The organism is Xanthomonas sp. NCPPB 1638, from assembly GCF_041475635.2.
Taxonomy (GTDB): Bacteria; Pseudomonadota; Gammaproteobacteria; order Xanthomonadales; family Xanthomonadaceae; genus Xanthomonas; species Xanthomonas cucurbitae.
Genome location: NZ_CM192984.1, coordinates 2,539,010 through 2,559,658, shown reverse-complemented (window position 1 = coordinate 2,559,658; position 20,649 = coordinate 2,539,010). Strand labels below are relative to the sequence as shown.

19 protein-coding genes are annotated in these 20,649 nt (G+C 61.1%); 8 read left to right on the top strand and 11 right to left on the bottom strand.

Features of this window, described 5'->3' with window-relative positions; translation table 11 throughout:
- Positions 1-81: 81 nt before the first annotated feature.
- Positions 82-444 carry a plasmid mobilization protein gene (locus tag ACCQ13_RS11110; protein WP_010370237.1) on the bottom strand — a complete coding sequence of 121 codons (363 nt, stop codon included), beginning with the start codon at positions 442-444 and terminating at the stop codon, positions 82-84.
- Positions 445-1,000: 556 nt separating this feature from the next.
- On the opposite strand from ACCQ13_RS11110, the gene ACCQ13_RS11105 reads away from it, so the two are divergent.
- The 7 genes from ACCQ13_RS11105 (at position 1,001) to ACCQ13_RS11075 (ending at position 6,959) form a co-directional block, all read left to right on the top strand.
- Positions 1,001-1,216, top strand: a complete 216-nt coding sequence (locus ACCQ13_RS11105; RefSeq protein WP_010370235.1) for a TraC family protein — start codon at positions 1,001-1,003, stop codon at positions 1,214-1,216.
- 491 nt (positions 1,217-1,707) lie between these two features.
- Positions 1,708-2,502: a P-type conjugative transfer protein TrbJ gene (gene trbJ / locus ACCQ13_RS11100; RefSeq protein ID WP_372372057.1), complete on the top strand. Its 795-nt coding sequence runs from the start codon at positions 1,708-1,710 to the stop codon at positions 2,500-2,502.
- 179 nt (positions 2,503-2,681) lie between these two features.
- Positions 2,682-2,981, top strand: coding sequence for an IS66 family insertion sequence element accessory protein TnpA (tnpA, locus tag ACCQ13_RS11095; RefSeq protein ID WP_146090374.1), 300 nt, complete (start codon positions 2,682-2,684; stop codon positions 2,979-2,981).
- Positions 2,975-3,316: an IS66 family insertion sequence element accessory protein TnpB gene (gene tnpB / locus ACCQ13_RS11090; protein WP_104605767.1), complete on the top strand. Its 342-nt coding sequence runs from the start codon at positions 2,975-2,977 to the stop codon at positions 3,314-3,316. The genes tnpA and tnpB overlap by 7 nt, the downstream gene beginning before the upstream one ends.
- Before the next feature lie 20 nt (positions 3,317-3,336).
- The gene (tnpC, locus tag ACCQ13_RS11085; RefSeq protein ID WP_159406550.1) at positions 3,337-4,917 is read left to right on the top strand and encodes an IS66 family transposase; all 1,581 of its coding nucleotides are present in this window, start codon (positions 3,337-3,339) and stop codon (positions 4,915-4,917) included.
- A 192-nt stretch (positions 4,918-5,109) separates the two neighbouring features.
- A complete protein-coding gene (gene trbL / locus ACCQ13_RS11080) occupies positions 5,110-6,633 on the top strand; it encodes a P-type conjugative transfer protein TrbL (protein WP_483887894.1) in 1,524 nt (507 codons plus the stop codon).
- Positions 6,634-6,638: 5 nt separating this feature from the next.
- Positions 6,639-6,959 (top strand): hypothetical protein, encoded by a 321-nt coding sequence (locus tag ACCQ13_RS11075; protein ID WP_010370221.1) that lies wholly within the window; start codon positions 6,639-6,641, stop codon positions 6,957-6,959.
- 393 nt (positions 6,960-7,352) lie between these two features.
- Here the strand turns inward: ACCQ13_RS11075 and repC are convergent, their stop codons facing one another.
- The 7 genes from repC to folD form a co-directional block, all read right to left on the bottom strand.
- Positions 7,353-8,252, bottom strand: a complete 900-nt coding sequence (gene repC / locus ACCQ13_RS11070) for a replication protein C, IncQ-type (protein ID WP_181575804.1) — start codon at positions 8,250-8,252, stop codon at positions 7,353-7,355.
- On the bottom strand, positions 8,239-9,105 hold the full coding sequence (locus ACCQ13_RS11065; protein WP_372372054.1) for a helicase RepA family protein: 867 nt from the start codon (positions 9,103-9,105) through the stop codon (positions 8,239-8,241). Before ACCQ13_RS11065 ends, repC begins: the two co-directional genes overlap by 14 nt.
- A 3-nt stretch (positions 9,106-9,108) precedes the next feature.
- Complete coding sequence (locus ACCQ13_RS11060) at positions 9,109-9,279, bottom strand: helix-turn-helix transcriptional regulator (protein ID WP_425480399.1); 171 nt, start codon at positions 9,277-9,279, stop codon at positions 9,109-9,111.
- Positions 9,280-9,623: 344 nt separating this feature from the next.
- The gene (locus ACCQ13_RS11055) at positions 9,624-10,832 is read right to left on the bottom strand and encodes a tyrosine-type recombinase/integrase (RefSeq protein ID WP_005913208.1); all 1,209 of its coding nucleotides are present in this window, start codon (positions 10,830-10,832) and stop codon (positions 9,624-9,626) included.
- Between the two features lie 308 nt (positions 10,833-11,140).
- Positions 11,141-12,706: a glutamine-hydrolyzing GMP synthase gene (gene guaA / locus ACCQ13_RS11050; RefSeq protein WP_104604566.1), complete on the bottom strand. Its 1,566-nt coding sequence runs from the start codon at positions 12,704-12,706 to the stop codon at positions 11,141-11,143.
- A gap of 121 nt (positions 12,707-12,827) precedes the next feature.
- Positions 12,828-14,285: an IMP dehydrogenase gene (guaB, locus tag ACCQ13_RS11045; RefSeq protein ID WP_159407187.1), complete on the bottom strand. Its 1,458-nt coding sequence runs from the start codon at positions 14,283-14,285 to the stop codon at positions 12,828-12,830.
- A 189-nt stretch (positions 14,286-14,474) separates the two neighbouring features.
- Complete coding sequence (gene folD, locus ACCQ13_RS11040; protein WP_104604562.1) at positions 14,475-15,386, bottom strand: bifunctional methylenetetrahydrofolate dehydrogenase/methenyltetrahydrofolate cyclohydrolase FolD; 912 nt, start codon at positions 15,384-15,386, stop codon at positions 14,475-14,477.
- A 49-nt stretch (positions 15,387-15,435) separates the two neighbouring features.
- On the opposite strand from folD, the gene ACCQ13_RS11035 reads away from it, so the two are divergent.
- Positions 15,436-15,765, top strand: coding sequence for a DUF1244 domain-containing protein (locus ACCQ13_RS11035; RefSeq protein WP_104604560.1), 330 nt, complete (start codon positions 15,436-15,438; stop codon positions 15,763-15,765).
- 89 nt (positions 15,766-15,854) lie between these two features.
- Here the strand turns inward: ACCQ13_RS11035 and ACCQ13_RS11030 are convergent, their stop codons facing one another.
- The 3 genes from ACCQ13_RS11030 to ACCQ13_RS11020 form a co-directional block, all read right to left on the bottom strand.
- Complete coding sequence (locus tag ACCQ13_RS11030; RefSeq protein ID WP_104604558.1) at positions 15,855-17,702, bottom strand: monovalent cation:proton antiporter-2 (CPA2) family protein; 1,848 nt, start codon at positions 17,700-17,702, stop codon at positions 15,855-15,857.
- 143 nt (positions 17,703-17,845) lie between these two features.
- The gene (gene galU / locus ACCQ13_RS11025; RefSeq protein WP_104604556.1) at positions 17,846-18,739 is read right to left on the bottom strand and encodes a UTP--glucose-1-phosphate uridylyltransferase GalU; all 894 of its coding nucleotides are present in this window, start codon (positions 18,737-18,739) and stop codon (positions 17,846-17,848) included.
- On the bottom strand, positions 18,739-20,646 hold the full coding sequence (locus ACCQ13_RS11020; protein WP_372372051.1) for a polysaccharide biosynthesis protein: 1,908 nt from the start codon (positions 20,644-20,646) through the stop codon (positions 18,739-18,741). Before ACCQ13_RS11020 ends, galU begins: the two co-directional genes overlap by 1 nt.
- Positions 20,647-20,649 lie beyond the last annotated feature (3 nt).

The window sequence follows — 20,649 nt, the reverse complement described above, 5'->3', positions numbered from 1 at the left end:
TCCAAATATTCACCGGCGCGCAAAACGACCAAGCCGATTTTTTTAAATAACCTTGACGATTCCTAGTTATCACTCACGTCATTACTTGATGACTCGCGCCATAATAGCGAGGACTTCGCCCTGCAACTTGCGAAAGTCGTTCATCATCGCTTCTACATCGACCGGCCGCGCACCTTGGCCGCGCTTCTCTGCAAGCCAAAGTTTCAGCAAGCCAGCGACTCGGCCAAGGTCGCCATTGACCTTGCCCAAGTCGGCCACGGCTTGCAGGTCAACAACCGAGCGGATCGGCTCATTCAATCCAACGGCGCGCAGGAACGCCGACTGAGACATGCCCGCTTGCGCGGCACGGTCTACCAGCTCGGCGCGTTCGTCCTCGGTCACGAATACCTTGATGTATTCGTTCCGGGGCCGGGTGCCGTAAGTCGTTTTTTTCTTCTCTGCCATTCGTCTCTCGCTCTTGCCGCAGCGACAGCCAGGTGGCGCAGCAGCGCGCCTTTCCTTTGGTGCCGCATCGGGCTTTTGATGTTCGGTCGCGGCAGCGACGGTGGGCCTCGCAGAGCAAGATGCCGTCGAACCGCAGGTGAGTAAGGGGCGGTGTTGGGGGGAACAGGCGTAGCCTGTGGACCCACAACACACATCTTGCCGTCTGTCTGAGCGCAACTCAAAGAAATTTAACTCTGATAGCCGCTTCGATAAGGCATGTTGCTTTTAATTTCCTTGAATTTCGTTCGGTTTACTTAAGTTGCCTAGCGCTGCCTTAATTCAGGAGTGAATTGCCTAAAGTTGCCTAAAATTGCCTTGAATTCACTTGGCCGAAAAAATTTAAATGGACGGAGCAAGCAGGGAAGAGAACGCCATGACCTGAAGCCAACATACCGCTCCGACGATTCGGTTATAGCGTCTCCGATCCTCACATAGTCAAGAATTCCTGTGGTCGCTAGAATGCCCGTGTTCCAACAACTGAGCAGGGCCTAATTGGCACCAAAAAGGAGTACGAAAAATGGCTAGGAAAACTCTTTCTGAGCGCCGATCTGATGCTTTTTCTGAGCTAGAGATGGCTAAGGCGAGGCTTGCAAAACTCGACAATGAAGCAGCAGAAAGAATCGGGAGAATTGCAATAAAATCGGGATTAGTTAATCTGGAGCTTACGGACGATCAGATCCGGGAAGAATTCGACAGAATCGTTGAAAGGATAAGCAAGGGGAATAGACCATGAAGACAACTCACCGCATAAGTGCTCTGGCTGATCAACTCAATGAACTGCAAGCCTGCCTAGGTCAAGCTAGCAGCCAATCTAATAGGTACGTTGTGGAGGCTCAGCGCATTGCCGCCCGGCTCGCTTCTTCACTTGAAGAGTGGCACTTGGAGACGCTGCACATCCCTGAAACGGAACGTTGCCTCTATCGCGTTCAGAATCCTTACTACGCGGCTCACTGACACCGCACGCAGCCCTGTCAAAAGCCCACTTCGGTTGGCATTTTTTTGTCCCGAAACAGACGTTTTCGGGACACTATCCTCCCCCTCAAAACTCTTCTAAGAACATACTTTAAAACAGGTACTTAAGCGTCTACTTTCGTCCCGAAATACGACGTTTGCGGGAACAGTAAGCCTCTGTTTCTATTGGAAAAAGAAGCCACAAACCCTAGAGGTCATCGGGAAATGCGGCAATAATCGAACCTCGGACGACGACGAAACGAGGTATTCGATATGGAAAAAGAATCGCAAAGTACGTCAGCTTTTACCGCCCGGATATTTCGCCGAGGTGCGGCACTAGCTGTGGCAATGGCAACTACAGGCTTCGGCGTAGGTCTCTACATGACACCTGTACCGGCTTACGCCATCTACTGCTCTAACTGCTCGACGTTCTATCAACAGATGTTCGAGTACGCCGAGCAGGTCAACACAGCGCTGAACACCGCCGAGCAATTGCAAACGCAGATTCAGCAATACCAAAATATGGTCACGCAAGGCACAGGGTTGCCCGATTCAATGTTCAGCAGCATCGCGTCTGACTTGAAAAGCGTCGTCAACATCTACAACCGCTCGCAGGCGTTGGGCCGCCAAATCCAGAACATGGATTCGCAGTTCAACACAGTTTTTCCGGGCTTCGAATACTACCTAAATCAAGCAGCTAATTCGGCAGAGGCCTCGGCGCAGGATCGCTATCAAAAGTGGTCGCAACAGGGCCGCGACAACGTAAAAACAGCGATGGAAGCGGCGAACTTCAATACCAGCACCTTCGAGTCCGAGGATGCCCAGCTAGACCGCATGGTGGCTCGTTCGCAGTCGGCCGTTGGTCGTATGCAGGCGATTCAGGCGGGCAATGAAATTGCCGGGCAAAACGTGCAGCAATTGCAAAAGCTGCGCGACCTGCTGGCCACGCAAATCAACATGCAGGGCAATTACATGGCTCAGCAAGGCGACCGGAAGGCTGCGAGCGAAGCCACCGAACAGCAGTTTGAAGCCCGCAAAAACACACGCGGCGGCGTTAAGGAGTACTGAGAATGACTATTTCAAAATGGATCATTGCGTTGATGTGCGCCGGCTCCGCCCTGGCCGGTTACATGGTTACCGTAATGATTAAAAGCAACGGTGAATGTACGTAAGCGTCCGCCAACCTCACCTATACAAGCAGCCAGCAGCCCGTTGGGATATCGCGTTCTTCCCAACGGATCTCCCCGATGTCTTCAAAGCACGATGATTGGTCCCACCGCATTGCTGCCTGGTCCGCCAGCGGCGCCACGCCATCGGCGTGGTGCCGCGAGCACAGTGTCTCGTTGAGCAGCTTCACCTACTGGCGCGGCAAACTTGCAGCGTCCGCAGCGCCTGCAGCACTTCCAGCCACACTACCGCTGCACATCACCCCCGCCGTTCCCACGACCAGCGTGGAGATCCGTCTCGCCGGTGGCATCAGCCTCAGCGTGGCGGCCGGTGATCCGGGCTGGCTTGCGCGTCTGCTGCGCGAGCTTGGTGCATGCTGAGCGTGTCGGCGTGGCATCTTGTCACCGCCCCGGTGGATCTGCGCTGTGGCATGGACCGGCTCTTGCTGCAGATGCAGTCACTGCTGGATCGCCCCGTGGCCGAGGGCGAGGCCTACGTCGTCGTCAATCGCGCGCGTAGCCGCCTCAAGGTGCTGTGCGTTGATCGTCATGGTGTCTGGCTGTGCGCGCGCCGGCTGCATCAGGGACACTTCATCTGGCCGCGTGTGGGCGATACCGCGTGGACCTTGAGCGCTGAGCAGTGGGCCTGGCTGTGTGCAGGCGTGGACTGGCAGCGATTGTCCATTGCACCAATGGCAGGTGTGCGGCAGCTGTAACCCATGGCATCGTGGCGGACATGGACCTGTCCGCCCTCGATACGATTGATGATCCACATGCGCTGCGCCAGGCTGCACGCGCCTTGCTTGCGACCGCGCAGACCACCATTGAACGCCAGCAGGCGTTGATCGATACGCGCGAACGCACCATCACCCTGCGCGATGCGCAGATCGCCGCGCTCACCGCCGAGATCGCCCGCCTGCGCCGGCTGCAATTCTCGGCCAAGACCGAGCGCATGGACCCGGACCAGCGCCAGCTGTTCGAAGACACCATGGCCGCCGATATCGCCGCAGTGGAAGCGCAGTTGGCCGCGCTCCAGGCCGAGGGCGAGACCGCAGCGGTGACCCAGAAGCGTCGGCGTGCAGCAAACGCCGGGCGCAAGCCGTTACCCGAGCATCTTGAGCGTGTAGAAACTCGGCACGAGCCGGCCAACTGCAACTGCCCGCAGTGCAACAGCGCGCTGGTGGCCATCGGCGAGCATGTCAGCGAGCGTCTGGCCTGCAAGCCGCTGGAGTTCTACGTCAAGCGCGATGTGTACCCGCAGTATTGCTGCCGTCGCTGTGAGCTGATCGTCGCCGAGCCGGTGGCGGCGGCGATCATCGAGCGCGGCCAGGCCGATGCCAGCCTGCTGGCCCAGGTCGCTGTCGCAAAGTATGTCGATCACTTGCCGCTGTATCGGCAGGAAGCCATTTATGCACGCAGCGGCGTTGCCTTGTCGCGTAGCACGATGGCCGAGTGGATCGGCGCCATCGGCGTGGCGCTGCAACCGTTGGCCGACCGCCTGGCGGTGCGGATGCAGCAGCAATCGGTGCTGCATGCCGATGAAACCCCGGTGCAGCTGCTGGATCCAACAGCAGGCTCCTCCAAGCGTGCGTATCTGTTTGCGTATGCCACCGCCCACCACCCGGGCGCCGATCCACCGATGGTGGTATTCCAGTTCCAGACCAGCCGCAGCGGCCAGCACGCACGCGATTTCCTTGGGAAGTGGCGCGGCGCACTGATGGTGGACGACTACAGCGGCTATAAAGCCAGCTTTGCGCAGGGTGTCACGGAGCTGGGGTGTTGGGCCCACGCCCGGCGCAAGTGGCATGAGCAGCATGCGGCCAGCGGCAGCGCGATTGCGGCTGAAGCGATCGCGCGCATCGGCGTGCTTTACACCATCGAAGCGGCAGCCAGCGCGCTGAAGCCCGATGAGCGTCTGGCTTACCGACAAGAACACGCCGTGCCGGTGCTATCGCGGCTGAACTGCTGGTTGTTGGAGTTGCAGCAGACGGTGATGGGCAACAGCGGCACCGCGCGTGCACTGGCCTATACGCTCAAGCGATGGGACGCGCTGACGCGTTATGTCCAGGACGGACGTTACCCGATCGACAACAACCTGATCGAAAACGCGATTCGTCCGGTGGCGCTGGGACGCAAGAATTGGCTGTTTGCCGGCTCAGCGCAGGCGGGCAGGCGCGCGGCGGCGATCATGAGCCTACTGGCCACCGCCAAGGCCAACGGTATCGAACCGCATGCCTGGCTGCATGACACCCTGGCGCGGCTGCCGACGACCTTGGATCGGGACATCGATCAATTGCTGCCGTTGCGCACGGAGTGAGGTTTCGGGGTAGGTGAGGTTGGCGGACGCTTACGAATGTACTGCGGTGGCAGAGCAACAAATGCAAAAGCGTGACGCTGATGCGTCATTTGAGGCGCGCCCGAACACTCGTGGCGGCGTGAAGGGGTACTAGCTATGGATCGCCTATTGTTCTTTCTCGCCTTCGCAAGTCTGTTCGTGGCCGGAGATGCTATGGCCGCAACCGACCTTTCACATGCCGATACATCGGTTCAAGGCCTACTCGACCTAGTTCTACAACAGTCGCACCAGTGGTCAGCGAAGCTCTATGAGTATGCGATCCGACTGTTCTGGCTGCTGGCCTCGATTCAGTTTATTTGGACGTTCATGCCTCTGGTCATGAAGCAAGCCGACTTCGGTGAGATTGTCGGCGAACTTCTGCGCTTCGTGCTGGTGATCGGCTTCTTTCTTGCAGTCATGAAGTACTCAGTAGAGTGGTCGACGGCCATTGTCGAAAGCTTCCGCGATGCAGCAGCATCGGCGAGCGGCCTCGGGCGCGCATTAGAACCCGGCGATATGCTTGCCGTTGCGCTGGATTTTGGCCGCACAATGGTAAAGGGCATTTCGGTATTTTCTCCAGCTAAGGGACTTCTGATCGCTGTATGCGCAATCCTTGTGTTGGCGTGTTTCGCCTTCATCGCTGCATTTATGTTTGTAACGCTCGTAGAGTCCTACGTAATCATCAACGCGTCCGTGCTGTTCTTAGGCTTTGGTGGCTCGCAATGGACGCGGGACTTTGCAATTGCGCCAATGCGTTTCACCGTTGCGATTGGTGCCAAGCTATTTGTATTGACCTTGATTGTCGGCCTAGTTGTACAGTCTGCTAAGCAATGGTTAGCAGCCTATACAAATGATGAAGCGTCATTGATGACGATGGTCGGCTTAGCCTTAGTGTGCTGCTATCTGACCAAGACTATTCCTGACCTGATCGGCGGCATGATTAGCGGCACTTCCATGGGCGGTGGCTCGGCCATTGGTGGGATGGCTGTGGCCGGGGCAGCCGGGGCGGCGGCGGCGGTTGCCACCATCGCCACGGCAGGGGCGGCCACTCCAGCTGCTGCCGGTGCTCTTGGCGCTGCGGGTACTAGCGGCGCCACTGGTGCAGGGGTAGCTGGTGCAGGTGGGATTAGCGGCGGTGGTCTGGCTTCTGCGATCAATTCCAGTTTTGCCGGTGGTGGTACGCCAGCAGCAGCGGCAACTAGCGGCGCTGCGAGTACGGGCGGCCAAGCGGCCGCCCAGAGCGCTTCGTCGGCCGGTGCCCGCGTGGGTGGCAGTGCCGCCCCTCAATCGTCGGGCGCGGCTCCGCAGCAGCCTAGCAGTGGCGTGCAGCAGGCGACCAGGCAGGCTGGGAGGGACGCACAGGGCAACGACGACAAAAACCAGCAAGGGACACCGAAAGCTGGACTTGTTGGCTCTGGTAACGCCCTTTCCCAAGCGGCCAACGCTAGCGCAAAGGCGCTCGGCGTGATGACCTCGATGGCAGTGCCGGGAATGGAGAATGCACACTCTCTGTCTCTTGGTGCAGGAGGTCCGCCATCTGCGCCTGACGCCAACTCGACCGTTCCAGCCGATAGCGGGGAAACCGCACAAACGGAATCTAACATCATCCGTCCAGTCTCGGACGCAAGCGCCGCTACAAGTCGCCTAGCCTCGCTCAATGTGCCCGGCACTGCCTCAAACAACGATAACTTGGAGTAATAACCATGATGGCCGTACTTATGTTCGCTGGATTCGTAGTATTTGCATCGACGTTCGCAATTGGTATGTGGGCGCTCGGTCGATGGCTACGTAGCAAGGGCTACGGGCCGCAACTCGATAGGTTGGATCGCCAGTACACGGCCTTGCAGCTTCGAGTAAGCCCGCTCGCCTTGTCGGCCTCCTATCACATGTTTGCCGGGGCACAGGCTATGAATCGCCTGCCTTTGCTGGGCAGCAAGAATAACGCATCGCTGAATCAGCAAGCATTGATGGCCATCCAGGCAGCGCAGGAAGCACAGAAACAAGATAGTCCCGGCAAGCGGTGATCGCTGACCAGCCCCACGCAACCCCGCCTCAGTGCTGGCGTGGGGCTTTGCCATTAGTAATACGCACGGACTTGTCTCACTCCGTCCATCACCCTCTGTAAAGCCCGACGCTGCGTTCTGAGCGATTCTAGGGGTACATCGACATGCCCCTACACGCGCTACTGGAGCCTCTTCGGCCTTCGAACAATTTCAACCAGCCCCGCCGCACTACCCACTTCCCTTTTTGGTGCCCAACGGCCGTAGGCCGACCAAGACCAGCAAGCGATGAGCTGCGCCAACAAGGCGCGGCGCTTAGCGCGCATGCTGGAGATTCTTAGAGAATCTTGGATGGAATTTGCGAAGGGCCCGTAAAGGCCCGCCGTTGCGGGGATTTCAGAAACCGGCCGGGTACTGTTAAACAGGGGATTGGGTACTGTTAAACAGGGGGTGGGGTGCCGTTAAACAGGGGGCAGCAGCGTTACAGTCGGCTGCCTTGGGTCGCCCGATTTCCCATTTGCCCTTAGCATACTCGCCTACCCTCCAACCCACGGCAGCAAGCTCGGCCAGCGCCTTGCGTGCTGTCTGTCGGCGTTTTTTGACGGTATTCGGGTTCGTCGGTTCGTCCGGCCAAACATAGCCGCATAGCGTGTCTAGCTGTATCCGCCCCGACTTACCGAGGTCAATCCAGCCGCACAGTCGTTGGTGAATCAAGCGGGCGGGGTCGGTCCGTAGTTTCCTAACTTCGGCCATATCTATGCGGATGTGCTGCCCGCCCATGATTGCGCGAGCAATAAGGGGGTTCAATGCCACGTACAGCTTGCCGTCCTGCTCATCACTTGCGTACTCGGACAGCAAACGGAAGCCCTGCCGCTTCCTATCGTTTTGCGCAATGATAGAGACTTTCCAGAGCCTCTCAATGCAATCGCGTACTGGCCTAGTATTGTCGATATCCGCATAGCCAACCTCACGGGCTAGCGACCGATAGCTCCCCTTGACCACCATCGCATTCTGCTGGACGGCTTCCCATTTGGGTTCGAGAAATAGCCGGAGCTGCCTACCGGCTTCTGTCTGAGGATCGGGAGAAAGCATAAGGCCAGAAGGCCCAGCCATTGCTACCAATCCTTGCAGGATGCGGAGATCGTCAGCCCCAAGCGGTTCCGGCCCACTAAACTCGATACGCTTGCCATTGCCGTAGTCATATGCAACGTCAAGCTTGCTATGCTTTCGTTCGCCACGTTTGAGGCTACGGAACAGGCCGGGTGCTAGACAATGCACCGGGTCGTGCCGGGCGTGAGTCAAGTCATGCTTGCTCACGCTGACGCCCCTTTCCGCTGTCCTGCTTGGCGTCCAATAGCTCCACCGGCAGCAAAACGCCGCCGTCGCGGCGTTGATACCATTGGTCATGCGGAGTAGCGTCGTAATTCTGCTTGCTAACACCAAAACGAACAAAGAAGCCGCGCCGGTCTTTGCCGATGGGCTGACGGTCATAGGCGCGGTCGCTTAGGCTCTTGGCCTCGTCCTCGGTCATCTTTGCGACGAAGCCGCACCAGCGGGCATTGTCGATTAGGGCAGATGCGCCTCTTGCGGCCTGTTGTTGATCCGTTTGCCCCTCACGAGCGCTACCTTTGCTAACGTGATGCAGGTAAAGAACAGAGGCTCCGGTACGCGCTGCAATGTGCTCCAGCGTGGCGACAAGCTTGGCCATGTCGCCATTGCTGTTCTCGTCGCGGTCATGAATCCGGCTCAGTGTATCTAGTACGATCAGTCGAGCGCCGGAACAGAATTTGATTAGGGCAGCGCGTTGAGCGTCATCTAAGACGTTCATGAACGTACCCATGACTGGCTTGATTGTCAGGTTCTCGGCGATGTTTTCACGGGCCTGCTGATTCAGGTGCTGACCGATGGCATGAATACGGCGCACCAGTGCGACTTCCGGGTCTTCTCCAGCGAAATAGACCACGCGGCCAGTGCACGCGGGGGCAAGGCCTACAAGATCGCCACCGGCAGCGCTGCACGCGATGGCCATTGCCGCTTCCAGCGCCCAGAAGCTCTTACCCGTGGCTCCGGGAGCCACCAACGCGCCTACCGTCCCAGCAAGAAAGCCCGGCCAAATAAAGTCTAGTGCGGGCGGTTCGTTCTCGAACGCTGCCCGTAAGTCAATCGCCACAATTCAGGCCCCCATTCCGGGACGAGGGGCCGAGCCGGAATGTTTGCATGCATCAATCCATGCCTCGACCTCGGCTAAATCCCACACGACCTTTCGACTGCTAAGTGCGATGCGCAGAGGGAATTTTCCCTGCTTTTCAAAGTTGTAGATCGTGCGCTCGCACAGTGGAATCATCTCCAGTAGTTGCTTCTTGCTTATGAGAACTTTACTCGATTTCCTTAATTGTCTTTCCATACCGAATACCTCGTTTTCTCATCGTCCGAGGTTTAATTATTGCTACACAATGCCGGTAAGTTCCAGCACTATTGGCCTAATTTTTCCTTGAAAATCAATGAGTTAGTCGTCTCGCAAACGTGTAGTTTCGGGACAGCGATAATCACCCAATCGCTTGTTTTTCCGAAAGTTTTTTAAGGAGATTTAGGAGAGAAAAAGCGTCCCAAAAAAGTCTATTTCGGGACAAAAAAAAGCCCACCGGAGTGGGCATTTCGCGACAAAAATTCAGGTCTCAAGGCTCCGAATCAGTCCTTGAGGCGGGGCTTCCTGATCGTCCACTCATCAATCATGTCCGCCCAGTCCTGGAGCATTGCCCGGCGCTGATCGCGGTACTCGGCCTTGTTGTAGACGGCTCGAACACCCTTCTGTTCGTGCGCAAGGCACTTCTCGATCCAGTCAGTGTTATAGCCCGCCTCATGCAGCAGTGTGCTGGCTGTGCGCCGCAAGTCGTGCGGGCCGAACTTGCCAAGAGACAGCCCTTCCTTCTGAGCCAGACGATAGGTCAGCGTTAGCACCTGATTGAGCGTGGCGCTGCTCATCGGCAAGTCCGAGTCATAGCGAGATGGCAGCACGTACTCCGAGCCGCCCGCGAAGGTTTTCAGGGCAATGAAAATGTCCAGCGCCTGCTTAGATAGGAACACCAAATGGGAATTGCGACGCTTCATCCGCTCCTTGGGGATCGTCCAGAGTGCCTCAGTGAAATTTATTTCGCTCCACGTTGCGTTGGTCAGCTCGCTCTTGCGCACCATCGTCAGCAACAGCAGCTTGGCGGCTGCTCGGATGGAAGGCGTAGTGCCAATGCGTTCCATGTACTGGTACATCAAGCCGATTTCATCGGGTGTCAGCGCTCGATCTCGCGGCTCGAACTTTGCGATGGTCGTGGGACGCACCAAATCGGCCGGGTTCTCGACCTTCTGGCCGCGTTCGATAGCCCAGCGGTAGACCTGCAAGACAATCTCTCTTGTATGCACTGCCGTTGCCGGTGCGCCTCTCTCCACGATGGCATCGGTCAGCGCTCGCAGGTCTTCGTGGGTAATCTCGGCTAACTTGTGGTTACCAAATTTGGGCTTTAGCTCGCGCTCGTAGACCGAGCGGCGCATATCCCGGGTGGACTCGGCCATCTGGTAGCCGCGCAACCACTTTTCGGCCCAAGCGCCGAATGTCTCAGCATCCTTGACGCGGGCTTTGTCCCGCGCCTTCTCCTTGGCTGGAGATTTCCCTGCGGCGATCATCTTCTTGGCTTCGCCCAGCCGTTCGCGAGCTTCCGCCAGCGTGATCCCTCCGACGCCGTAACGGCCGAAGGTGATGGTCTCCTGCCTGCCGTGGATTGAGTAGTTGTACCGGAATGAAATCGAACCCGCAGGCGTGATGGCCACGTAGAGGCCGTCACGGTCATTCACTTTATAGAGCTTGTCCTTTGGCTTGAGGTTGCGCAGCTTGGTATCAGTCAGCATGGTCGGGTTGGGTTTCCTCTTAAAAATACCATGCTCAAAAATCCCACAAATCCTCGCAAAAAAACCTTTAAGGACAATGAGTTAAGTCTATTCAATACCATGAACACTCAATCAGAGGCGGCATGGTATCGAGCACCGAACATGGCATCAGGTTAAAATCGTACCATCTACCATGCCATAGAAACTGGGTGCTTGGCGATGCGAAAATTTGCCAGACAGTGCCACGCCAATAACGGAAAAAGCCCGCATTTACGCGGGCTTAGGGGTGTTTTAATGCTCTTTGGTGCTGGTCTATGCCGGACGCGGGATCATTCCCACTCGATCGTCGCAGGCGGCTTGCCGGAGATGTCGTAGACCACGCGCGAGACGCCGCGCAGTTCGTTGATGATGCGGTTGCTGACCGTGCCGAGAAAGTCGTACGGCAGGTGCGCCCAGTGCGCGGTCATGAAGTCGATGGTTTCCACCGCGCGCAGCGCGATCACCCATTCGTAGGCGCGTGCATCGCCGACCACGCCGACCGACTTCACTGGCAGGAACACCGCAAACGCCTGGCTGGTGGTGTCGTACAGGTCGGCCTTGCGCAGTTCGTCGATGAAGATCGCATCGGCCTTGGCCAGCAGTTCGGCGTACTCACGCTTCACTTCGCCCAGGATACGCACGCCCAGGCCCGGGCCCGGGAACGGATGGCGGTAGACCATGCTGCGCGGCAGGCCGAGTTCGACGCCAAGGCGACGCACTTCGTCCTTGAACAGTTCGCGCAGCGGCTCGACCAGGCCCAGCTTCATGTGTTCGGGCAGGCCACCGACGTTGTGGTGGCTCTTGATGACATGCGCCTTGCCGGTCTTGCTGCCGGCCGACTCGATCACGTCCGGGTAGATCGTGCCCTGCGCCAACCACTTGGCATTGGCCAGCTTGTTGGATTCTTCATCGAAGATCTCCACGAACAGGTTGCCGATGATCTTGCGCTTGGCTTCGGGGTCGCTGACGCCCTGCAAGGCGCTGAAATAGCGGTCGGCCGCATTGACGCGAATGACCTTGACGCCCATGTGCTCGGCGAACATCGCCATCACCTGGTCGCCTTCCTGCCAACGCAGCAGGCCGGTGTCGACGAACACGCAGGTCAGCTTGTCGCCGATCGCCTTGTGCAGCAATGCGGCGACCACCGACGAATCCACGCCACCGGACAGCCCCAGAATCACCTCGTCGTCGCCCACCTGCGCACGCACGCGCGCGATCTGGTCGTCGATGATGTTGGCGGCGGTCCACAAGGTCTGGCATCCGCAGACATCCACCACGAAGCGGCGCAGCAAGGTCTGGCCCTGCAGCGTGTGCGTGACCTCCGGGTGGAACTGCACGCCGTACCAGCGCTTGTCCTCGTTGGACATCGCCGCCACCGGAATGCGATCGGTGACCGCAGTGATGGTGAAGCCCGGCGGCACCTGCGAAACATGATCGCCATGGCTCATCCACACGTTCAATCGCGAGGTGCCGGCATGATCGGTCAGGCCGGAAAACAAGGCATCGGCGGCCACCACGTCCACTTCGGCATGACCGAATTCGCGCTGGTCGGCCGCTTCGGTCGCCCCGCCCAGCTGCGCGGCCAGGGTCTGCATGCCGTAGCAGATGCCGAACACCGGCAAGCCGCTGCCGAACACTTCCTGCGGCGCGGCGGGTGCGCCCGGCAAGGTGGTCGATTCCGGCCCACCAGACAGGATGATGCCCTTGGCACCGAAGCCGGCGATCTCGGACGGATCATGATCCCAGGCCCAGATCTCGCAATACACGCCCAGCTCGCGAATGCGCCGCGCAATCAGCTGCGTGTACTGCGCGCCGAAATCGAGGATGAGGATCTTGTCGGTATGGATGTTGGTCATTGAGAGCCGGGAATCGAGAATCGGGATTGGGGAATCGCAACAGCAAACGCGGCGCCAGCTGCTATCGGACGAGGAAGCGGCGGGCTCTTACGATTCCCGATTCGCGATTCCCCATTCCCGATCATCCAGCGCGATAGTTCGGCGGCTCTTTGGTGATCTGCACGTCGTGCACGTGGCTTTCGCGCTGGCCAGCGCCGGTGATCTTGACGAACTTGGGCTTGGTGCGCATGTCTTCGATGGTGGCGCAGCCCACGTAGCCCATGGTCGCGCGCAGGCCACCGATGAGCTGGTGGATGATGCCGCCGACCGGGCCGCGATACGGCACGCGCCCTTCGATGCCTTCGGGCACCAGCTTGTCGGCATCGGAGGCGTCCTGGAAATAACGGTCCTTGGACCCCTTCTCCATCGCACCCAGGCTGCCCATGCCGCGGTAGCTCTTGTAGCTGCGGCCCTGGAACAGTTCCACTTCGCCGGGTGCTTCTTCGGTACCGGCCAGCAGGCCACCGACCATCACCGTGGAGGCGCCAGCGACAAGCGCCTTACCGATGTCGCCGGAGTAGCGGATACCGCCATCGGCGATCAGCGGGATGCGGTCCTGCAATGCTTCGGCCACCATGTCCACCGCAGTGATCTGCGGCACGCCCACACCTGCCACCACGCGCGTGGTGCAGATCGAGCCCGGGCCCACGCCGACCTTGACCGCGTCGGCACCAGCGTCCATCAAGGCCAACGCGGCGTCGCCGGTGACGATGTTGCCACCGATCACCTGCAGCTGCGGGTAGGTCTTCTTGACCCAGGCCACGCGGTCGATCACGCCCTGCGAATGGCCGTGCGCGGTATCGACGATGACCACGTCCACGCCGGCAGCGGCCAGCAGTTCGATGCGCTGCTCGGTATCGCCACCGACGCCTACCGCTGCGCCCACCAGCAACCGCGTTGCCGCGTCCTTCGCGGCGTTGGGGTTGTCGGTCTTCTTCTGGATGTCCTTGACGGTGATGAGCCCGCGCAGCTCGAAGCCGTCGTTGACCACCAGGATCTTTTCGATGCGGTTGCGGTGCAGCAGCTCCAGCACTTCCTCATCGCTGGCGCCTTCGCGCACGGTGATGAGGCGATCCTTCTTGGTCATGATGTGGCGGACCGGATCGTCGAGCTTCTTCTCGAAGCGCATGTCGCGGCTGGTCACGATGCCAACCAGCCCGCTGCCATCCACCACCGGCACGCCGGAGATGTTGCGCGCACGCGTCAGTGCCAGCACCTCGCCGATGGTGGTGTCCGGGCGTACCGTGAACGGCTCGGTGATGACACCGGATTCGAACTTCTTGACCTTGGCCACTTCGGCCGCCTGCTGCGCAGGGGTCAGGTTCTTGTGGATGATGCCGATGCCGCCGAGCTGGGCCATGGCCACGGCCAGGCGGTGTTCGGTCACCGTATCCATGGCCGCCGACAGGATCGGCAATTTCAGGCGCAGGTCGCGGGTCAGCCGGGTTTCCAGGCTGACATCCTTGGGCAGGACGATCGAATGGGCGGGGACAAGCGAGACGTCGTCGTAGGTAAGAGCTTCAGCCTGGATGCGTAGCATCGGCGGACCCGAGTGTGGGGAAGCGCGATATTTTAACGTATTGGGGCCGGGATTGGGGAGTCGGAATCAGGGATTCGCAACAGCGCAGCCTTGCACCGCCCCGCCGTTTGCCTGTTTGTCTAGATGCCGATGGCCCGCCGATCCCGGCCCCACTCCGGATCGGCCGACGCATGCGCTTGGCCGTTGCTTTTAACGAATCCCCAATCCCGACTCCCCAATCCCGGCCGCATCAGCGGCCTCGATGGTGTTCTGCATCAACGTGGCCACGGTCATTGGCCCTACCCCGCCCGGCACGGGCGTGATCCAGGCCGCGCGCTGCATGGCGGCATCGAAGCCGACGTCGCCGACCAGGCGCCCGTCTTCCAGGCGATTGATGCCGACATCGATCACCACCGCGCCCGGCTTGACCCATTCGCCTGGAATCAGGCCGGGCCGGCCGACCGCCACCACCAGGATGTCGGCATTGCGCACGCTGGCCTCCAGCACATCGACCGGGGTGAACTTGTGGCAGCTGGTCACCGTGCATCCGGCGATCAACAACTCCAGCCCCATCGGCCGGCCCACATGGTTGCTCACGCCCACGATGGTGGCATTGCGGCCGCGCACCGGCTGGTCGGTATGGCCGAGCAGGGTCACGATGCCGCGCGGCGTGCACGGACGCAGGCCGAATTCGCGCAGCGCCAGATGGCCCACGTTCTGTGGGTGGAAACCATCCACGTCCTTGCGCGGGTCGATGCGCTGGATCAGCCGGTTGGCATCGGGAATGCCCGGCAGCGGCAGTTGGATCAGGATGCCGTGGATCTTTGGGTCGGCATTGAGTTCGTCGATTAGCGCGGCCAGCTCCGCCTCGCTGATGCCTTGCGGCATGTCGTAGTCGAAGGCCTCGATACCGACTTTTTCAGCCGCACGGCGCTTGTTGCGCACGTAGACCGACGAGGCCGGGTCGCCTCCCACCAGCACCACCGCCAGGCCCGGCCGGCTCTTGCCCGCCGCGATGCGCGCATCCACGCGCCGCTTCAATCCGTCGAGCAGGTCTTCGGCAATGCGGCGACCATCGAGAAGGCGGGCCGGAGCGGCGGCAACTGGCGCAGAAGCGGTCATGGGGCGTCAGGTGTAGAGTCGAAGGCCGTCCATTGTCCCCGATTCCGTCATGACCGACACCACTCCCGTCAGCACTTCAAGCAACGACGCGACCACCGCCATCGAAGCAGCGGCATTCCGCCGGCTGTTGCAGCATCTCAACCAGCAACGCACCGATGTGCAGAACATCGACCTGATGATCCTGGCCGGCTTCTGCCGCAATTGCCTGGGCGACTGGTACCGCGAGGCTGCCGAGGCGCAGGGGCAGCCGATCAGCAAGGAACAGGCGCGCGAGGCCGTCTACGGCATGCCGTTCGCACAGTGGAAGCAGCACCATCAGAAGGAAGCCACCCCGGAGCAGCTCGAGGCCTTCGCCGCGGCGCAACGCCGCCACGGCTGACCGTTCATTGCACGGCCGGCAGGTTCGGCGTGGCGGCCGTGCCACTGATCGGCGGTGGCGAACGGACGCCGGCAAGCGTCCCTCCCTGCTCACTCACGCAATGCGGGCTCCTCGCCCGCCGGCGCTGGCGCGTCGCGATTGAGCGAGCGGCTCTCCCGCCGCGGCGGGGTGAATGGCGTGGGCTTGGGCACCGTCGGGTTGATGTTGCCGTACATCAATCCGGTGCCCGCGCGGACAGTGCCGGCGGCGATTTCCAACTCCAGGCGCTCGGCGTCGCGGCGGCGGATCGCACGGGTGATCGTGCTGGCTTCGTCCTCGTCCACGCCCAGTTCGACAAGCGCCATCTGGCCAAGCAATACCGCCGCCTCGAAGGTCTCGCGGATCTGGCAGTCCACGCCGGCAGCGATCAACTGCAGCGAATGCCTGCGATCGAACGAGCGCACCAGCAGGCGCGCATGCGGAAACTCGCGCGTGACCAGCTCGACGATCCGGTTGGCCGCCTCGCGATCGTCCACGCAGACCGCGATGGCCCGCGCGCTGTGTGCGCCGGACGCATGCAGTACGTCCAGCCGGGTGCCATCGCCGTAGTAGATCTTGAAGCCGAATGTTTCCGCGCTCCGGATCATCTCGATGTCGTTGTCGATGATGGTCACGTCCACGTCGCGCGCCAGCAACGACTGGCTGGCCACCTGGCCGAAGCGGCCGAAGCCGATCATCAAGACGCTGCCGGTCTGCCCGCTGGCCGCTTCCACCCCGTCCAGCGAGACCTCGGCCGCCGGTGTCAGGCGCCGCTGCAGCAGCACGCACAGCGGCGTCAACGCCATCGACAGCACCACGATCGCGGTGAGGCTGGCATTGACCTGCGCATCGATCACGCCCGACGCTGCGGCCGCGGCGAACAACACGAAGGCGAACTCGCCGCCCTGCGCCATCAACACACCGCGATCCAGCGCCTGGCGATGATCGCTGCGCATCAATCGCGCCACCGCGTAGATGCACACGGCCTTGCCGAGCATCAGTGCCAGCACGCCGGTCACGATCAGGCGCCAGTCGGCGGCAACCACGCGCACATCCAGGCTCATGCCGACACCCAGAAAGAACAGGCCCAGCAAAATGCCGCGGAACGGTTCGATATCCGCCTCGATCTGGTGCCGGAAGGTGGATTCGGACAACAGCACACCGGCCAGGAACGCACCCATTGCCATCGAGAGCCCGCCCAGTTGCATCAACAGGGCGGCACCCAGCACCACCAGCAACGCGGCGGCAGTCATCACCTCGCGCGCTCTGGACGCGGCCAGGATCCGGAACAGCGGATTGAGCAGCCAGCGGCCAGCGACCAACAGGCCGACGATACAGGCCAGCCCGATGCCGATCTCCTGCCAACGGTGCGAGGCGGCCTGGGGATCGCCGCTGGCGCCCATCCAGGCGACGATCGCCAGCAACGGAACGATCAGCAGATCCTCGAACAGCAGGATCGCCACGATCTTCTGGCCCGAGGGCAATGCGACATCGCCACGCTCGGTAAGCAGTTGCATCACCACGGCAGTGGAGGTCAGCACGAAACCGCACGCGGCCACGAAGGCCACCGGCGGCGCGAAGCCCAGCAGCAGGCCGATGCCGGTGAGCACCAGCACGCAGGCGCAGATCTGCGCGCTGCCCAGCCCGAAGATTTCGCGGCGCAGGCTCCATAGATGCGAGGGCTGCATTTCCAGCCCGATCACGAACAGGAACATCACCACGCCCAGTTCGGCAACGTGCAGGATGGCCTGCGGGTCGTCGAACAGGCCCAATCCGAACGGGCCGATCGCCAGACCAGCCGCCAGGTAGCCCAGCACCGACCCCAGGCCCAGCCGGCGGAACAGCGGGATGGCCACCACCGCCGCGCCCAGCAGGGCCACGACATTGATGAGTTCACTGGAATGCGCAGCCTGGCTCATCCCCGGGATTCTAACGGCAAGCCTGCGGCGACGCCCTGCTTTCAACAAGCCAGGCGGCTGCGCCCGCTACCGCAGTCGACGGCCCCGAAACGACGAACGACGCCGGAGGGCGTCGTTCGCGTCACAGACTCCAAGTGTGGCGATCAGCCGCGTGCGTCGGCTGCGGCCAGTGCGCTGCGCAGGATCTCCTTGGCCGGCCCACCGTGCTTCTCGTGCTCCAGCGCGAAATGCACCGTCGCTTCGATCAGGCCGATATGCGCACCGCAGTCGAAACGCCGGCCTTCAAAACGAAATGCATCCACCTGCTCTTTCTTCAACAGCTCGGCAATGGCATCGGTCAGCTGGATCTCTCCACCGGCACCCGCACCGGTGGACTCCAGCAGCTCGAAGATCTTCGGGCTGAGCACATAACGCCCCACCACCGCCAGATTGCTCGGTGCCACTTCCGGCTTGGGCTTTTCCACGATGGCATTGATACGACCCTTGCGGCCGTCAAAGGCGTCGGTGGAGACGATGCCGTAGCTGGCCGTCTTGTCGTGGGGCACATCTTCCACCGCGATCACGCTGCCACCGGAGGCTTCCGCCACATCGGCCATCTGGGTCAGCGCGGCATCGCCACGATTCCACATCAGGTCATCGGGCAGCAGCACGGCAAACGGCTCGTCACCCACGACCTGCTTGGCACACAGCACGGCATGGCCTAGACCCAGCGCTTCGGCCTGGGTCACGAAGATGGCGCGCACGCCCTTCGGCAACGCATGGCGCACCAGCTCCAGCTGCTCCAGCTTGCCGGCACGCTCAAGCTTGTGCTCCAGCTCGTAGGCCTTGTCGAAGTAATCGGCGATGGAGTGCTTGTAGCGATTGGTGACAAAGATCAGCGTATCGCAGCCAGCCTGGATGGCCTCGTCGACGGCGTACTGGATCAATGGTTTGTCGATGATCGGCAGCATTTCCTTCGGCACCGTCTTGGTGGCCGGAAGAAAGCGGGTCCCAAGACCTGCGACGGGGAAAACAGCCTTGCGAATACGCTGGCTCATCAAAGTCTTCTGACCTCACGTGCGGGGAATGGCACGACCGTATCAGATCCCGCGTCGACTTTCCGTCGAGCCGCCGCGAAATCCGGCATCAGGCTGCCCAGCACAGTTTCCATGGCCTTGATGTCATAACGATTAACCGCCTCGCGCAGACGCGTCACCAACTGCAAGACCTGTTCGTGCGAGAACTCGCGCACGCCCGCCTCCAGGATCTTGGGGTGCGTGGTGGGCCGGTAATCTTCGTCGGAGTAGAACAGCGTCTCGTGGAGTTTTTCGCCGGGGCGCAACCCGGTGTACAGGATCGCCACATCCTTGCCGGGCTGCTTGCCGGCAAGGCGAATCATCTGTTCGGCCAGCAGGCGGATTGCCACCGGCTCGCCCATGTCAAGCGTATAGATCGCCCCGTGCGAGGCCGAGGCAGCGGCTTGGATCACCAGCTGGCACGCCTCCGGGATGGTCATGAAGTAGCGCGTCACCTCCGGGTGCGTCACCGTCACCGGGCCACCCTGCCGGATCTGCTCGCGGAACAACGGCACCACGCTGCCGGCGGAATCGAGCACATTGCCGAAGCGCACCGTGATGAAGCGCGTCGGCGCATCGCGTGCGTCAAGACTTTGGCAGATCATCTCTGCGTAGCGCTTGCTGGCGCCCAGCACATTGACGGGCTCGACCGCCTTGTCGGTGGAGATGAAGACAAAGGTCTCGATCCGCGCACGCTGGCAGGCACGCGCCACGTTCTCGGTGGCCAGCACGTTGTTGCGCACCGCCTCGCGCAGCTGTTCTTCCAGCAACGGCACCTGCTTGTAGGCGGCGGCGTGGAAGACCGCGTCCGGGGTGGCGGTATGCAGGGCGTGCGCAACCACGGCGGGGTCGCCGCAATCGCCCAGCACCCGGACGACCTCGATGTCGGGGAACAGGCGACGCAGGTCCGAATCAATGGTGAGCAAGGCCAGTTCGTCGATTTCCAGCAACACGATGCGACGCGCGCCATGGCGGGCGCACTGCCGGCAGACCTCTGAACCGATCGAACCGCCGGCACCGGTGACCATCACCGTCTTGTTGGTCAGCCAGTCGCGGATCAATCGCCAATCCGGCGTGACCGGCTTGCGGTTGAGCAGATCCTCGATGGCCACCTCCTTCAACTCGCCAGGCAATGAACGGCCCTCCAGCACGTTGATGAGCTTGGGCACCATCCGGAACGGCAGGCCGGTGCTTTCGCAGATCGCCACCACCCGCTGCATGCCGGCCGCGTCCAGCGACGGAATCGCGATCACCAGCAACTTGGCGGCGGTTTCCTTGGCGATCGACGCGGCCTGCTCCAGGTCGCCCAGCACGTTGAGGCCCTGGATCTTGGCGCCATGCAGGTTGGCTGCGTCGTCCAGGAAGCCGACCGGCACGAAGGCGCCGGTGCGACGCAGATCGCGCACCAGGCCTTCGGCGGCGCGGCCTGCGCCCAGAATCAGCACCCGCTGCGCGACCTCGCCGGAGTGCGCGATCTGGTAGTCCTTCCACGCGCGATACAGCAGCCGGGGCGTGCCCAGCAAGGCCGACAAGGCAAACGGGTATACCACCAGAACCGACAGCGGCACGCCGTCCAGACGGTCGTAGGACAGCGCCAGCACGATCGCCACCAGGCCCAGGAAGCTGGACTTGAAGATGTTCCACAGGTCCGGCACCGAGGCGAACCGCCACAGTCCCCGATACAGGCCCATCTTCCAGAACACCAGCCCCTGCGCGACCAGCACCACCGCGGTGCGCCAATCCCACAGCGGCAGGTCGGGGGCGTCGCGCAGCATGGAATAACGGCCGGCATGCAGCAGTTGCCAGCACAACCACACCATCAGCAGGTCGTGGGTCACCACCGCCACTTGCGGCAACGCTTTGGTCAGACGGTCACGCCAAGAAATCATAAG